At 68.4% G+C, this 13,688-nt stretch carries 12 protein-coding genes; 9 read left to right on the top strand and 3 right to left on the bottom strand.

Features of this window, described 5'->3' with window-relative positions; genetic code table 11:
• Nucleotides 1–261 precede the first annotated feature (261 nt).
• From WS61_RS25830 to WS61_RS35840, 6 genes are all read left to right on the top strand, one after another.
• Complete coding sequence (locus tag WS61_RS25830) at nucleotides 262–840, top strand: pseudouridine synthase (RefSeq protein ID WP_006490892.1); 579 nt, start codon at nucleotides 262–264, stop codon at nucleotides 838–840.
• A 282-nt stretch (nucleotides 841–1,122) separates the two neighbouring features.
• The gene (locus tag WS61_RS34250; protein ID WP_011352970.1) at nucleotides 1,123–1,338 is read left to right on the top strand and encodes a hypothetical protein; all 216 of its coding nucleotides are present in this window, start codon (nucleotides 1,123–1,125) and stop codon (nucleotides 1,336–1,338) included.
• A gap of 160 nt (nucleotides 1,339–1,498) precedes the next feature.
• A complete protein-coding gene (locus WS61_RS25825; protein ID WP_059504707.1) occupies nucleotides 1,499–1,999 on the top strand; it encodes a DUF192 domain-containing protein in 501 nt (166 codons plus the stop codon).
• A gap of 227 nt (nucleotides 2,000–2,226) precedes the next feature.
• Nucleotides 2,227–4,338 (top strand): elongation factor G, encoded by a 2,112-nt coding sequence (gene fusA, locus WS61_RS25820; RefSeq protein WP_059504705.1) that lies wholly within the window; start codon nucleotides 2,227–2,229, stop codon nucleotides 4,336–4,338.
• A 162-nt stretch (nucleotides 4,339–4,500) separates the two neighbouring features.
• Nucleotides 4,501–5,511: a HoxN/HupN/NixA family nickel/cobalt transporter gene (locus WS61_RS25815; RefSeq protein WP_179949704.1), complete on the top strand. Its 1,011-nt coding sequence runs from the start codon at nucleotides 4,501–4,503 to the stop codon at nucleotides 5,509–5,511.
• A gap of 291 nt (nucleotides 5,512–5,802) precedes the next feature.
• Nucleotides 5,803–7,041, top strand: coding sequence for a hypothetical protein (locus WS61_RS35840; protein WP_257127366.1), 1,239 nt, complete (start codon nucleotides 5,803–5,805; stop codon nucleotides 7,039–7,041).
• A 30-nt stretch (nucleotides 7,042–7,071) separates the two neighbouring features.
• Here WS61_RS35840 and WS61_RS25805 read toward each other — a convergent pair whose 3' ends face one another.
• Complete coding sequence (locus WS61_RS25805) at nucleotides 7,072–7,917, bottom strand: aldo/keto reductase (protein ID WP_059504699.1); 846 nt, start codon at nucleotides 7,915–7,917, stop codon at nucleotides 7,072–7,074.
• A gap of 166 nt (nucleotides 7,918–8,083) precedes the next feature.
• Here WS61_RS25805 and WS61_RS25800 point away from each other — a divergent pair, with 166 nt between their 5' ends.
• A complete protein-coding gene (locus WS61_RS25800; RefSeq protein WP_006489667.1) occupies nucleotides 8,084–8,830 on the top strand; it encodes a GntR family transcriptional regulator in 747 nt (248 codons plus the stop codon).
• A 22-nt stretch (nucleotides 8,831–8,852) separates the two neighbouring features.
• On the opposite strand, the gene WS61_RS25795 is transcribed toward WS61_RS25800, so the two are convergent.
• On the bottom strand, nucleotides 8,853–10,244 hold the full coding sequence (locus tag WS61_RS25795) for a CoA transferase (protein WP_059504698.1): 1,392 nt from the start codon (nucleotides 10,242–10,244) through the stop codon (nucleotides 8,853–8,855).
• 140 nt (nucleotides 10,245–10,384) lie between these two features.
• Here WS61_RS25795 and WS61_RS25790 point away from each other — a divergent pair, with 140 nt between their 5' ends.
• Nucleotides 10,385–11,617, top strand: a complete 1,233-nt coding sequence (locus WS61_RS25790; RefSeq protein WP_059504696.1) for a citrate/2-methylcitrate synthase — start codon at nucleotides 10,385–10,387, stop codon at nucleotides 11,615–11,617.
• Here WS61_RS25790 and WS61_RS25785 read toward each other — a convergent pair.
• Complete coding sequence (locus WS61_RS25785) at nucleotides 11,590–11,913, bottom strand: DUF2917 domain-containing protein (protein ID WP_059504694.1); 324 nt, start codon at nucleotides 11,911–11,913, stop codon at nucleotides 11,590–11,592. The genes WS61_RS25790 and WS61_RS25785 overlap by 28 nt on opposite strands.
• Nucleotides 11,914–12,139: 226 nt before the next feature.
• Between WS61_RS25785 and mdtD the strand changes: the two genes are divergently transcribed.
• Complete coding sequence (gene mdtD, locus WS61_RS25780; RefSeq protein WP_034208205.1) at nucleotides 12,140–13,576, top strand: multidrug transporter subunit MdtD; 1,437 nt, start codon at nucleotides 12,140–12,142, stop codon at nucleotides 13,574–13,576.
• Nucleotides 13,577–13,688 lie beyond the last annotated feature (112 nt).

The following is a 13,688-nucleotide window of genomic DNA, read 5'->3' as shown; positions in this document are numbered from 1 at the left end:
ACGTGGCTGAGCAGGTGATGCTGGTCGAAACTGCGCGCGCGGCGGGGGCGCGGCATGGCCACCCCGCGACGGCAACAGCGAGCCGCTATTCTAGCGCCCCAACCGGGCACTTCGGCGCGAACCGCGACACTGCGCATCAAGCCCTCACTTATGTCTTATATAAGACAGAGGACTTGCCGTTCCGTATTATGCATTAAGATTCCGCCATTTACCATAGACCGCCCGCCCCGGCTTCCCGCGGGGCGCCGGGCGGCCCCCGCCATGAACCTGATCGCCCTCAACAAGCCGTTCGGCACGATTTGCCAGTTTTCCGCGCACGAGACGCGGCCGTCGCTCGGCGACTGGGTAAAAACGCCCGGCGTGTACGCGGCCGGCCGGCTCGACGCGGACAGCGAGGGGCTGCTGCTGCTCACCGACGACGGTGCGCTGCAGGCCCGCATCGCGGAGCCGCGCCACAAGCTGGTGAAACGCTACTGGGCGCAAGTCGACGGCGCGCCGGGGCCCGCCGACCTGAAGGCGCTCGCACGCGGCGTCGACCTCGGCGACTACGTGACGCGCCCGTGCCGCGCCGAATTCATCGAGCCGCCCGACACGCTGTGGCCGCGCAATCCGCCGATCCGCTACCGCGCCGCGATCCCGACCACCTGGATCGAGCTGGCGATCACCGAGGGCAAGAACCGGCAGGTGCGCCGGATGACGGCGGCCGTCGGCTTCCCGACGTTGCGCCTGGTGCGCGTCGGCATCGGCGCGCTCGATATATTCGCGCTCGGCATTGCGCCGGGCGAAACGATCGCCCTGCCGCCGCGCGCGCCGTGGGACGGTTTCGCGCCCGCCGGATGACGCATCCGGGATGCGCGAATTTTTTCGTCGTCTTTTTCGTCAACCGCCCGCGGAGATCGCGCGTTAAACCACGCAGATGCCAACCTTAGCTATCCGGCATTGGCAGCCGAACCCGTGTTTGCGTCACGAAAGCGACGTTTTATTCGAATACGATTCGGCGCCCGCAGCGCAAAGAGAAATTTCTCGAAGCGTCTGTCAACCGAAAGGTGGATGGCACCGTTAGACGACATGACTCCTATTGCCGGGTCATTTGGTTAATTAACTAAAGCTGAGGAACACAACATGAACAAACTGATCGCCGCTCTGGTCGCTGGCCTCTTCGCAACGGCTGCTTTCGCACAAGCTTCGGCTCCGGAAGCTGCTCCGGCAGCAGCAGAAGCTGCTTCGGCACCGGCTAAGCACGCTGCCAAGAAGCACCACGCTGCCAAGAAGCACCACAAGGCATCGAAGAAGGCTGCAGCAAGCGACGCAGCAGCACCGGCAGCTGCTTCGAACTAAGTAAGCAAGCTGTAATAACGCAGTCAAGAACACGCAGTTCTGCCGTTCTTACGGCGTTGAAAGGCAGATCACCGCAAGGCGATCTGCCTTTTTCTTTTTTGTGCCCGCCGGCGCGCATCGCGTACCATGCGGGTCTCGTTTTCCAGACAGGAGCCATGCTGTGCCATTCTCCCTGCGCCAGTCGCTCGGCCGCCTTGCGCGCGCCGCCGTGTTTCCCGCCGCCCTCGCCGTCCTCGCGCTCGGCATGCAGGCCGCCGGCGCGCAAGTGCCGCCTGGCGCCAAGCAGCCGAGCGAGTTCCCGCGCGTGAAGCTGCGCGCCGGCATGTATGTGATCGACGCGGCCGTCGCCGCCAACGACGCCGATCGCGAACAGGGGCTGATGTACCGTTCGCAGCTCGCGCCGAACGAAGGCATGCTGTTCGTCTTCAACGAGAACGCCGTGCACTGTTTCTGGATGAAGAACACGCTGATTCCGCTGTCGATCGCGTTCATCCGCGCGGACGGCACGATCACCGACATCGACGAGATGAAGGCCGAGACGACCGACAACCACTGTCCGCGCAACAACGGCGTCTATGCGCTCGAAATGAGCAAGGGCTGGTTTGCCGCGAAGGGCATCAAGCCCGGCATGAAGCTCGACGGCCTGCCGCGGGCCCAGTAACGGCAACGGCCCGCGCGGCGGCATCGCGCCGCGCACCGACCGCAAGCCGGCCGCCCGTGGCGCGCCGGCTTTTTTTTGCCCGCCGGCGGCGGTGCGCGCCTTGATTCCGCCTGCGCCGGCCGCATCTGCAAAAGCCACGCGCAAGCGCTATGCTTGAAGTCTCGCTTGTTCCAGCCCGGGCCGGCTCCAGCCGGCCCGCTTACGATCCGAACCACCAGGAGGTTCACGTGCCCCGCAAAACCCCCATCGAGCGCTATCGAAATATCGGGATCAGCGCTCACATCGATGCCGGCAAGACCACGACGACCGAGCGCATCCTGTTTTACACCGGCGTGAGCCACAAGATCGGTGAAGTGCACGACGGTGCGGCCACGATGGACTGGATGGAGCAGGAGCAGGAACGCGGCATCACGATCACGTCGGCGGCGACCACGGCCTTCTGGAAGGGCATGGCCGGCAACTATCCGGAACACCGGATCAACATCATCGACACGCCCGGGCACGTCGACTTCACGATCGAAGTCGAGCGTTCGATGCGCGTGCTCGACGGCGCGTGCATGGTCTACGATTCGGTCGGCGGCGTGCAGCCGCAATCGGAAACCGTGTGGCGCCAGGCGAACAAGTACAAGGTGCCGCGCATCGCGTTCGTCAACAAGATGGACCGGATCGGCGCCGACTTCTTCCGCGTGCAGAAGCAGATCGGCGACCGCCTGAAAGGCGTCGCCGTGCCGATCCAGATTCCGATCGGCGCCGAAGATCATTTCCAGGGCGTCGTCGATCTCGTGAAGATGAAGGCGATCGTGTGGGACGACGAAAGCCAGGGCGTGAAGTTCACGTACGAGGACATCCCCGCGAACCTGGTCGAGCTCGCGCACGAATGGCGCGAGAAGATGGTCGAGGCCGCGGCCGAAGCGAGCGAGGAACTGCTCGAGAAGTATCTGCACGACCATGAATCGCTGACCGAGGACGAGATCAAGGCCGCGCTGCGCCAGCGCACGATCGCGAACGAGATCGTGCCGATGCTATGCGGCAGCGCGTTCAAGAACAAGGGCGTGCAGGCGATGCTCGACGCGGTGATCGACTATCTGCCGTCGCCGGTCGACGTGCCCGCGATCCTCGGCCACGATTTCGCCGATCCGGAAAAGCCGGCGGAACGTCATCCGAGCGACGACGAGCCGTTCTCGTCGCTCGCGTTCAAGATCATGACCGACCCGTTCGTCGGCCAGTTGATCTTCTTCCGCGTGTATTCGGGCGTCGTCGAGTCGGGCGACACGGTGCTCAACGCGACGAAGGACAAGAAGGAGCGGCTCGGGCGGATCCTGCAGATGCACGCGAACGAGCGCAAGGAAATCAAGGAAGTGCGCGCGGGCGACATCGCGGCGGCCGTCGGCCTGAAGGAAGCGACCACCGGCGACACGCTGTGCGATCCGGCCAAGCCGATCATCCTCGAGAAGATGGAATTCCCGGAGCCGGTGATCTCGCAGGCCGTCGAGCCGAAGACGAAGGCCGACCAGGAAAAGATGGGCCTCGCGCTGAACCGCCTCGCGCAGGAAGATCCGTCGTTCCGCGTGCAGACCGACGAAGAGTCCGGCCAGACCATCATTTCGGGGATGGGCGAGCTGCACCTCGAAATCCTGGTCGACCGGATGAAGCGCGAGTTCGGCGTCGAAGCGACGGTCGGCAAGCCGCAGGTCGCATATCGCGAGACGGTGCGCACGACGGCCGCCGACGTCGAAGGGAAGTTCGTCAAGCAGTCGGGCGGTCGCGGCCAGTACGGCCATGCGGTGATCACGCTCGAGCCGAACCCGGGCAAGGGCTACGAGTTCCTCGACGAGATCAAGGGCGGCGTGATTCCGCGCGAGTACATCCCGGCGGTCGACAAGGGCATCCAGGACACGCTGAAGAGCGGCGTGCTCGCGGGCTACCCGGTCGTCGACGTGAAGGTGCACCTGACGTTCGGCTCGTACCACGACGTCGACTCGAACGAAAACGCGTTCCGGATGGCCGGCTCGATGGCGTTCAAGGAAGCGATGCGCAAGGCAAAGCCCGTGCTGCTCGAGCCGATGATGGCCGTCGAGGTCGAGACGCCCGAGGACTTCATGGGCAACGTGATGGGCGACCTGTCGAGCCGGCGCGGCATCGTGCAAGGGATGGAGGACATCGCGGGCGGCGGCGGCAAGCTGGTGCGCGCCGAGGTGCCGCTCGCGGAGATGTTCGGCTATTCGACGTCGCTGCGCTCGGCGACGCAGGGTCGTGCGACGTACACGATGGAGTTCAAGCATTACGCGGAAACGCCGGCGAACGTGTCGGAAGCCGTGATCAACGCGAAGACGAAGTAAGCGCCGCGCGCGCCCCGGCGCATGCACGCGAAGCCCGTCCGGTTCCGGACGGGCTTTTTTTCATCCGGCGCGGCGCATCGCGCTCGCGACTTGTTGATCGATACGCCGAGCTTTTTTTCGCGTGCCACAATGGATGGCGAATCGTCAGATGGAACCCGCCCGATGCCGCCCACCCCTGCCCTGCGCCACCTGCTGGCCCTCTATGCCGGCCTGATCGCCGCGAACGTCGCCGTCTGGCTGTGGGCGCTCGCGGTGCTGCGCGACCATCCGCTGCTGCTCGGCACCGCGGCGATCGCGTACGGGCTCGGGCTGCGTCATGCGGTCGACGCGGATCACATCGCCGCGATCGACGTCGCGACGCGCAAGCTGATGCAGGACGGCCAGCGTCCGGTGAGCGTCGGCCTGTTCTTCTCGCTCGGCCATTCGACGATCGTGATCGCCGCGACGCTCGGCATCGCGCTCGCCGCGTTTGCGCTGCGCGACCGGTTCGATGCGTTCCGCGAGATCGGCGGCACGATCGGCACGGCGGTATCGGCCACGTTCCTGCTGGTGCTCGCATGCGTGAACCTGGCGATCCTGCGCGACGTGTGGCGACGCTATCGCGGCGCATCCGGGCACACGCACGACGGCGCGCATGATCATCGTCCCGCCGGACTCGTCTCGCGGTTGCTGCGCCCGTTGTTCCGGTTCGTGTCGAAGAGCTGGCACATGTATCCGGTCGGCGTGCTGTTCGGGCTCGGTTTCGATACTGCAACCGAAATCGGCCTGCTCGCGATCGCCGCCGCGCAGGCCAGCCAGGGGCTGCCGGTCTATACGATCATGCTGTTCCCCGCGCTATTCACCGCCGGCATGACGCTGATCGACTCGACCGACAACGTCCTGATGATTCACGCATACGGCTGGGCAATGGACGATCCGCAGCGCAAGCTGCTCTACAACGCGAGCATCACGTTCGTGTCGGCGGCCGTCGCGCTGGCGATCGGCGGGATCGAGGCGGCCGGCCTGCTGGCCGACAAGCTGTCGCTGACGGGCCCCGTGCGCGACACGCTCGATGCGCTCGGCGAACGCTTCGGCTCGATCGGCTACGGCATCGTCGCGCTGTTCCTCGTCTGCTGGATCGCGTCGATCCTGTTCCACCGCTGGCAACGTGCGGCCGACGCGCCTGCGCGCTGAACGACGCGCCCGACGTTTCATTCCGGAAACAAAACGCCCCCCTGCGACGTTGCAGGCGTGGTCACGCGACGACGCCCGCCTTTCGCCACGGGCCCAAGCGGCCGATGGCACGAATCTCGCAGATAGGGATTCGCACGGCGGGCCCGCGTGCCGATTCGCATTCGCGGCTGGCGTCGAGCGCCGGCCCGACGGCCATCGGCCGACGATAGGACAACGAATCTTTTACGCCCCCCTGCACCACACGTAGATCGTCGCGCGGCAACGAGGCATCGCGCGCATGGGGAGGCCATGATGCATAAGACGAAACAACCGTTCCGCGCGGCGGGACGGCGCCCTCGTGCAACCTTGCTGGCCGCGGCCGCGTTTGCGTGCTGCTGCTCGTATGCCGTCGCACAGAACACCACGCCTGACGCCACGCCCGACGCGAACGCCAGCGCGGACACCATCATGACGCTGGTCGAGAACGCATCGCCGTGCGCCGCCAATCCGGCCGCGTGCGCGGCGCACGTTTATGCCGGCCGGGGCGTCGGTAATGGCGGTGCCGGTGCGAGCGGCAGCGGCAGTGGGAATGGAAACGGCAGTGGCACCGGTAGCGGCGGTGGCGGTGGCAACGGTAGCGGCGGAAATAACGGGAACGGGGCCGTCGGACCGGCCGGTGTCGGTGGAACGACAGGCGGAACTTCAGGCAGTACGAGCGGCACGGGCCGGGGAGGCAATGCGTCGGGTAACGGTGGTTCGGGTAACGGTGGTTCGGGTGGCGGTACTTCGGGTGGCGGCACCTCGGGTGGCGGTACTTCGGGTGGCGGCACCTCGGGTGGCGGTACTTCGGGTGGCGGCACCTCGGGTGGCGGCACCTCGGGCGGTGGTACCTCGGGCGGCGGTACTTCGGGTGGCGGTACTTCGGGTGGCGGCACCTCGGGCGGCGGTACTTCGGGTGGCGGTACTTCGGGTGGCGGTACTTCGGGTGGCGGTACTTCGGGTGGCGGTGGCCACGGTGGTGGTGGCGATGGTGACGGCGGCGGCCACGGTGGCGGCCATGGCGATGGCGGTGGTGGTCACGGCAACGGCGGCGGCAATGGCAACGGCGGTGGTGGTCACGGCAACGGTGGCGGCCATGGTGACGGCGGTGGCGGTCACGGCAATGGCGGCGGCCATGGCAATGGCAATGGCGGTGGCAACGGTGGCGGCGGTCACGGCAATGGTGGCGGCAACGGCAATGGCAACGGCAGTGGCGGAGCCGGCAATGGCGGCGCTAACGGTGTCGGCAACGGCCGTGGTAATGGTGGCAATAGCGGCGGCGCGGGCAACGGTGGCGGAAACGGTAACGGCGGTGGGGGCGCGGGTCACGGCGGCGGGAGCAACGGCGCCAATGGCACCGGCGGCCACGGCAATGGCGGCGGCAACGGTAACGGCAATGGCAGTGGCGGCGCCGGCAACGGCGGGGCCAACGGCGTCGGCAACGGCCGTGGCGCCGGTAACGGCAACGGCGGCGGTCACGGCAACGGCGGATCGTCCGGCGGCAATCACTGACCCGACGAAGCGTTGCCCGGCCGAATACGGTCAGAGCATCTCGAGCGCGCGCTTGCTGCGCGGCGGACGGAAATACGCGTCAAGCTGCGCGCGCTCGTCATCGCTCAACACCAAGTCGAGCGCGGCGCGGTTGTCGCGCACGTGTTCGATCCGCGACGCCTTCGGAATCGCGAATACAGCCGGCTGCGCGAGCACCCATGCCAGTGCGACGCGCATCACCGACACGCCGCGCAGCCGCGCGATCTCGTCGAGCGGCGAGCGTTTGGGCAGCCGCCCGTGATCGACCGGGCTATACGCCATCGCCGGAATCCGATGGTCGGCCAGCCACGGCAGCAGGTCGAATTCCGGGCCGCGTCGCGCGATGTTGTAGAGAATCTGGTTGGTTGCGCACGCACCGCCGCCCACCTCGCCGACGAGTTCGGCCATGTCGGCCGTATCGAAATTGCTCACGCCCCAGTGGCGGATCTTGCCCGCACGTTGCAACGCGTCGAAGCCCGCGACGGTTTCTTCGAGCGGCACCGAGCCGCGCCAGTGCAGCAGGTACAGGTCGAGGCGGTCGGTACGCAGGCGCTTGAGGCTCGCGTCGCACGCGGCGACGACACCGCGCCGGCTCGCATGGTGCGGATAGACCTTGCTGACGAGAAACACGTCGTCGCGCAGGCCCGCGAGCGCGTCGCCGACGAGCTCCTCGGTCGCGCCGTCGCCATACATCTCGGCCGTATCGACCAGCGTCATCCCGAGTTCGATGCCCTCGCGCAGCGCGGCGATCTCGTCCGCGCGCCGCGCCGGCCGCTCGCCCATTTCCCAGGTACCCAGGCCCAGCTTCGGAATCGTCTCGCCGTTCGGCAAGACGACCGTGGCGATCGTGTCTGTCATGCGTTCCTCGTTGCGGATTCGTGGCCGCACACCGCGGCCGAAGCATCGGATACGACGCATCAGTGTAGTCAATCGGTGCGCCCCCGGCCTATTACACGGCAAAAACCGGCTATAACGGCGCGGCATGATGACTTAGAATGGCCGCAACCTGATCGATACCCATTGTATGAAGGCACCCACGGACGACCGCTGGCAGGACCTGCGCCCCGACCCCGACAACGATACGCCGCTCTACCTGCAGCTCGCCCGCAAGCTCGGCGACGCGATCCACGACAACCGCTGGACGGCCGGCGAAGCGCTGCCCTCCGAGCGTGTGTTGTCCGAAGCGCTAGGCGTGTCGCGCATCACCGCGCGCAAGGCGATCGCGCTGCTCGTCGAGCAAGGCTTGATCCGCCGCACACAGGGCGCGGGCAACTTCATCCAGCCGCGCTACGAGGATCCGCTGTCGCGGCTGTCGAGCTTCAGCGAAATGCTCGAGCGCCGCGGATTCAAGCCGAGTTCGCAGTGGCTCGCGCGCGAAATCCAGCCCGCGAACCGCGACGAAGTGATCCAGCTCGGACTGTCGCCGGCCGCATCGGTTACACGCCTGAAACGCCTGCGTCTCGCCGACGGCATCGTGATGGCCGTCGAGAACTCGACGTTCCCCGCCACGCTGATTCCCGACCCGCAGGCGATCGTCGGCTCGCTGTACAGCTATCTCGAAGCGCGCGGCACGCCGATCGTGCGCGCGCTGCAGCATTTCCGCGCGGTCAACGCGACCGACGAGATCGCCGAGCAGATGGGCATCGCCCCGCACGACGCCCTCCTTCTGATCACGCGGATCGGCTATACGTCCGACCAGCGCGCGATCGAACTGACCGATACCTACTGCCGCAACGACTACTACGATTTCGTCGTCGAACTGCGCAAGTAACGCGAGCGTGCGTCGCCGGCCCTCACAGCCAGCGTGCGTCGTCGGTGCCGAGCGGCACGGGCGGACGCGCGAACGACGGCGGCGTCGCCGACAACCGCTCGGCCGGCCGCACGGTGTCGAGCACGCCGAACGGCGATGCGATGCGGTCGATCCGGTCCCGCACGTCGGCAAGCGCGAGATCGGGCGCGTGCAGCCCGTCCGGCACGACGCCGAACGACTGCAGCCAGCGCCCCGTCTGCGCGAGCGACATCCGCACGTGCCAGCTTCCCCCTTCGCGCGCCCGCCGTGCGAGCGCGATCATCGCGCCGAACGCCGCCAGATACCCCGTTGCATGATCGAGCGCCTGGCACGGCAGATGGCGCGGCTCGCTCGCCTGCGCGGCCTGCTGCTCCTGCCAGGCGATTCCGCTCGCCGACTGCACGAGGCTGTCGAACCCGCGCCGCGCCGCCCACGGTCCTGCATGCCCGTACGCCGACACCGACACGTAGACGATGCCGGGCCGCCGCGCCGCCAGCGCCTGCGGCGCGAAGCCGCGCGCCGCGAGCGCGCCGGGCCGGTACGATTGCAGAAACACGTCCGCATCGCGCGCCAGGGCGTGCAGCGTATCGACGCCTGCCGCAGCGCGCAGATCGACCCACGTCGAACGCTTGCCGCGCCCGTTGTCGATCACGAGCGGCGCAATGTTCGGCAGGTGCGGACCGTTGACGAGCAGCGTCTGCGCGCCGTGCGACGCCAGCGTGCGGCCCGCGACCGGCCCCGCGATGATGCGCGTGAGATCGAGCACGCGCACGCCCGCCAGCGGCTGGCCGGCCTCGCCGCGGCCGATCGGCTCGGCCGGTGCGTCGCCGATCCGTTCGATCTCGAACAGCGGCAGCGACGCGATCGCGCGCGCCTGCTCGTGAGCCGCCCATTCGTCAGGGGTTCTGATCAATGCCGCGCACAGGCCGGCCTCGGCCAGCGCGGTGTCGAGTGCCGCGCCGTCCCACGTACGGATCGCCGCGGCCACGTCGGCGGGCTGCGAGCCGCAGCCGAGCACGTCGAGAATGCCGTGCAGGTGATGCGGGAAATTCGCGTGCAGTTGAATCCAGCGTCCGTCGCCCGTCTCGAAGAAGCCGGTCACCGGATGGCGCAACTCCGGCGGCGGCCCGTCGTCCACGCGCAGGTAGCGTTCGCTGCGGAACGCCACGAGCGCGTCGCGCACCGACACGTCGACCGTTTGCGCCACGCCCGTTCGCAGCCGATGGCATTCGGCCGCCGCGAGCCCGGCTGCGGCGATCGTCGCGGCGGCAAGCGTGCCGACATGAAACGTCGACGGCAGCGCCGGGTCCTGCCCGGTCACGGTCGTCCGGGCCAGCGCGTCGCGCGCGCCGTCTGCGAGTTGCCAAAGATGCGCCAATGCGAATTCGGGTGTCATGGTGAAGGAGACGCCGTTGGGGAGACGGAATCGAGTCTAGAATTCGCGACGGGCACGATCAATCTTGATTGCGCGAATCAATACATAACGAATAGTTGTAGCGAGCCGGCGCTTCATGCGCGGCGACAGGAGCAAGCGGCATGACATCCGTCAGCGCGCAGGAAGCCGCCGGCATGCTCGGCGTCAGCGTGAGCACCCTTTACGCATACGTGAGCCGCGGCCTGCTGCGCTCGCTGCCCGACGGCGCGACCAAGCGCCGCCGCTACGACGCGAACGAGGTGCGCCTGCTCGCGCGCCGCCGCGCCGACGCGAAGCGCGCGGGCGGCGTCGCCGAACGTTCGCTCGACTGGGGCGTGCCGGTATTGGAATCGCGCATCACGCAGATCGCCGACGGCTGCCTGCGGTACCGCGGCGCCGATGCGATCGCACTGGCCGACGCAGCGACGCTCGAAGAAACGGCCGCACGGCTGTGGGACTGTCCGCCCGCGCGGCTGGCCGCCACGTCGCTCGCATCGACCGGTTTCGATGCGGCGCAGTGGGACGACTGGGCGCGTCGCTGGGCGCATCTCGCACCGCTCGAACGGGCGCTGGTGCTCCTGCCGGCCGCGGCCGCATCGATGCCGCGCCTGTGGGCACAGGGGCGCAACGCGCAGCTCGATTCCGCAGCGCTGCTGCTGCGCGTCGCGACGGCGGCGCTCGTCGGCATCGCGCCGGGCGACGCACCCGTGCACCGCCAGTTGGCAGCCGCGTGGCGCGTGCGGCGGCGCGACGAAGCCGACCTGCTGCGGCGTGCGCTCGTGCTGTGCGCCGATCACGAACTGAATCCGTCGACCTTCGCGGTGCGCTGCATCGCATCGACCGGCACCCATCTGTTCGGCGCGATCTCGGGCGGGCTCGCGGCGCTGTCGGGGCCGCGCCACGGCGGCGAGACGTTCCGCGCCGGCACGCTGCTCGACGAAGCCGCCCGCGCCGCCGATCTCGATCGCTACCTCGCGCTGCGGCTGGCGCACGACGAACGCGCGGACGGCGGGCGCACGGCCCTGTCCGGCTTCGCGCACCCGCTGTACCCCGACGGCGACCCGCGCGCACGGGCGCTGCTCGATGCGCTGCACGCTTCGACGCCCGAGCAGCCGGCGCTGCGCATGGCGCGCATGCTCGCTTCGCGCGTCGAAGCGGCGACGGGCCTGCGGCCGACGATCGATTTCGCGCTCGCGGTGCTGGAGCGCACGCTCGCGCTGCCCGACGGCGCGGCGTTCACGCTGTTCGCGGCCGGCCGCACGGCCGGCTGGATCGCGCATGCGCTCGAACAGTACGCGGACGGAAAGCTGATCCGGCCGCGGGCGCGCTACGTCGGCAGCGACGCGGCTGCGTGACGCCGGCCGCCGCGCCATGCGGCGAACGGGCGCCACCATGCAAACGCGCCGCGCTCGGCCGGCGCCGCGAGCGGGCCGAACGCGAACGTCGCGCCGCGCGGCCCGGCGCTGACCCACGCGCGCGTGCCGGGCAGCAAGGTCAGCGATGCGCCCGCGCCCAGCCAGTGATCGTCGGGCCGTCCCTCGACGGTCACCCACACGTCGCCTTCGGCCACCTCGAGCAGCGTGCGATCGACGATCCGCCACCGTCCGGCCGGCTCGTCGCCGTCCATCACGTAAAGTCGCAGTTCGCGCATGGCAGCCTCCTGGTCGCACGGGGTCGATGCCTCCAGTATTTCGGATCGCGGCGGCGCACGGACAGATACGGCCGCAGACACTTTCGGCTGAACTGTACTGGCCGCCCGACGGAGACAGGCATCCGGCGGCCGGGCCGGGCGGGCCACCCGACACAGCGCCCCGAACTGCACGGCGCGGCGGCTTTCCCTACAATGTCGGCTGTCCCGCGCCACCGTCCCCGCCGTCATGTTCCAACGCCCACCCGCCGCCGCTCCCGGCGAAAAGAACCTCACCGTAATGCTCTGGCTCGTTGCGACGGGCTTCTTCATGCAGACGCTCGACGCGACGATCGTCAACACGGCGCTGCCGTCGATGGCCGCGAGCCTCGGCGAATCGCCGCTGCGGATGCAATCGGTCGTGATCGCGTACTCGCTGACGATGGCGGTGATGATCCCCGTGTCGGGCTGGCTTGCCGACACGTTCGGCACGCGGCGCGTGTTCTTCAGCGCGATCCTGGTGTTCTCGCTCGGCTCGCTGCTGTGCGCGAACGCCCATACGCTGACGCAGCTCGTCGCGTTCCGCGTCGTGCAGGGCGTCGGCGGCGCGATGCTGCTGCCGGTCGGGCGGCTCGCGGTGCTGCGCACGTTCCCGGCCGAGCGCTACCTGCCCGCGCTGTCGTTCGTCGCGATTCCGGGCCTGATCGGCCCGTTGATCGGCCCGACGCTCGGCGGCTGGCTCGTGAAGATCGCGTCGTGGCACTGGATCTTCCTGATCAACGTGCCGGTCGGCGTCGCGGGCTGCATCGCGACCTTCTATTCGATGCCCGATTCGCGCAACCCGGCCGCCGGCCGCTTCGACCTGAAGGGCTATCTGCTGCTGACGATCGGGATGGTCGCGATCTCGCTGTCGCTCGACGGGCTCGCCGATCTCGGCATGCAGCACGCGGCCGTGCTGGTGCTGCTGATCCTGAGCCTCGCGTGCTTCGTCGCGTACGGGCTGTACGCGGTGCGCGCGCCGCAGCCGATCTTCTCGCTGGAGTTGTTCAAGATCCACACGTTCAGCGTCGGGCTGCTCGGCAACCTGTTCGCGCGGATCGGCAGCGGCGCGATGCCGTACCTGATCCCGCTGCTGCTGCAGGTGAGCCTCGGCTACTCGGCGTTCGAGGCCGGGCTGATGATGCTGCCGGTCGCGGCGGCCGGCATGTTCTCGAAACGGATCATCACGCGCCTGATCACGCGGCACGGCTACCGCAAGGTGCTGCTCGCGAACACGATCATGGTCGGCGTGATGATGGCGAGCTTCGCGCTGATGCGCGACACGGTGCCGGTGTGGGTGAAGGTCGTGCATCTCGCGCTGTTCGGCGGCTTCAACTCGATGCAGTTCACCGCGATGAACACGCTGACGCTGAAGGATCTCGGCACCGGCGGCGCGAGCAGCGGCAACAGCCTGTTCTCGCTCGTGCAGATGCTGTCGATGAGCCTCGGCGTCACGGTCGCCGGCGCGCTGCTCGCGACGTTCACCGGCATGCTGCGCACCGTGACGCCGAGCAACACGCTGCCGGCGTTCCATGCAACGTTCATCTGCGTCGGGATCATCACGGCCGCGTCCGCGTGGATCTTCGCGCAGCTCGCGCCCGAGATCCGCAGCACCGCGCGCAAGACCGACCCGTCCGAGCGCGCGTGACGCGCGGTGCGCGCCGAATCGGGCTCGCGCGCACCATCGCGGTGCAACGCGGCCGGGCACGCGTGCGCGTACCGACCGCGAATGGCAGCCGCACGCGGCGCGCTGCCGTGCA

Origin of the sequence: Burkholderia sp. ABCPW 11 (assembly GCF_001523445.1) — a bacterium.
In the GTDB taxonomy this organism is placed as follows: Bacteria; Pseudomonadota; Gammaproteobacteria; order Burkholderiales; family Burkholderiaceae; genus Burkholderia.
Note: the sequence above shows the minus strand (reverse complement) of the source record. Positions and strands in the feature narration are given on the sequence as shown.

Bases quoted from the DNA above. Each gene is read 5' to 3' on its own strand.
- WS61_RS25830 (WP_006490892.1), top strand. From the start codon at position 262: ATGAACCTGATCGCCCTCAACAAGCCGTTCGGCACGATTTGCCAGTTT.
- WS61_RS34250 (WP_011352970.1), top strand. From the start codon at position 1,123: ATGAACAAACTGATCGCCGCTCTGGTCGCTGGCCTCTTCGCAACGGCT.
- WS61_RS25815 (WP_179949704.1), top strand. From the start codon at position 4,501: ATGCCGCCCACCCCTGCCCTGCGCCACCTGCTGGCCCTCTATGCCGGC.
- WS61_RS35840 (WP_257127366.1), top strand. From the start codon at position 5,803: ATGCATAAGACGAAACAACCGTTCCGCGCGGCGGGACGGCGCCCTCGT.
- WS61_RS25805 (WP_059504699.1), bottom strand. From the start codon at position 7,917: ATGACAGACACGATCGCCACGGTCGTCTTGCCGAACGGCGAGACGATT.
- WS61_RS25800 (WP_006489667.1), top strand. From the start codon at position 8,084: ATGAAGGCACCCACGGACGACCGCTGGCAGGACCTGCGCCCCGACCCC.
- WS61_RS25795 (WP_059504698.1), bottom strand. From the start codon at position 10,244: ATGACACCCGAATTCGCATTGGCGCATCTTTGGCAACTCGCAGACGGC.
- WS61_RS25790 (WP_059504696.1), top strand. From the start codon at position 10,385: ATGACATCCGTCAGCGCGCAGGAAGCCGCCGGCATGCTCGGCGTCAGC.
- WS61_RS25785 (WP_059504694.1), bottom strand. From the start codon at position 11,913: ATGCGCGAACTGCGACTTTACGTGATGGACGGCGACGAGCCGGCCGGA.
- mdtD (WP_034208205.1), top strand. From the start codon at position 12,140: ATGTTCCAACGCCCACCCGCCGCCGCTCCCGGCGAAAAGAACCTCACC.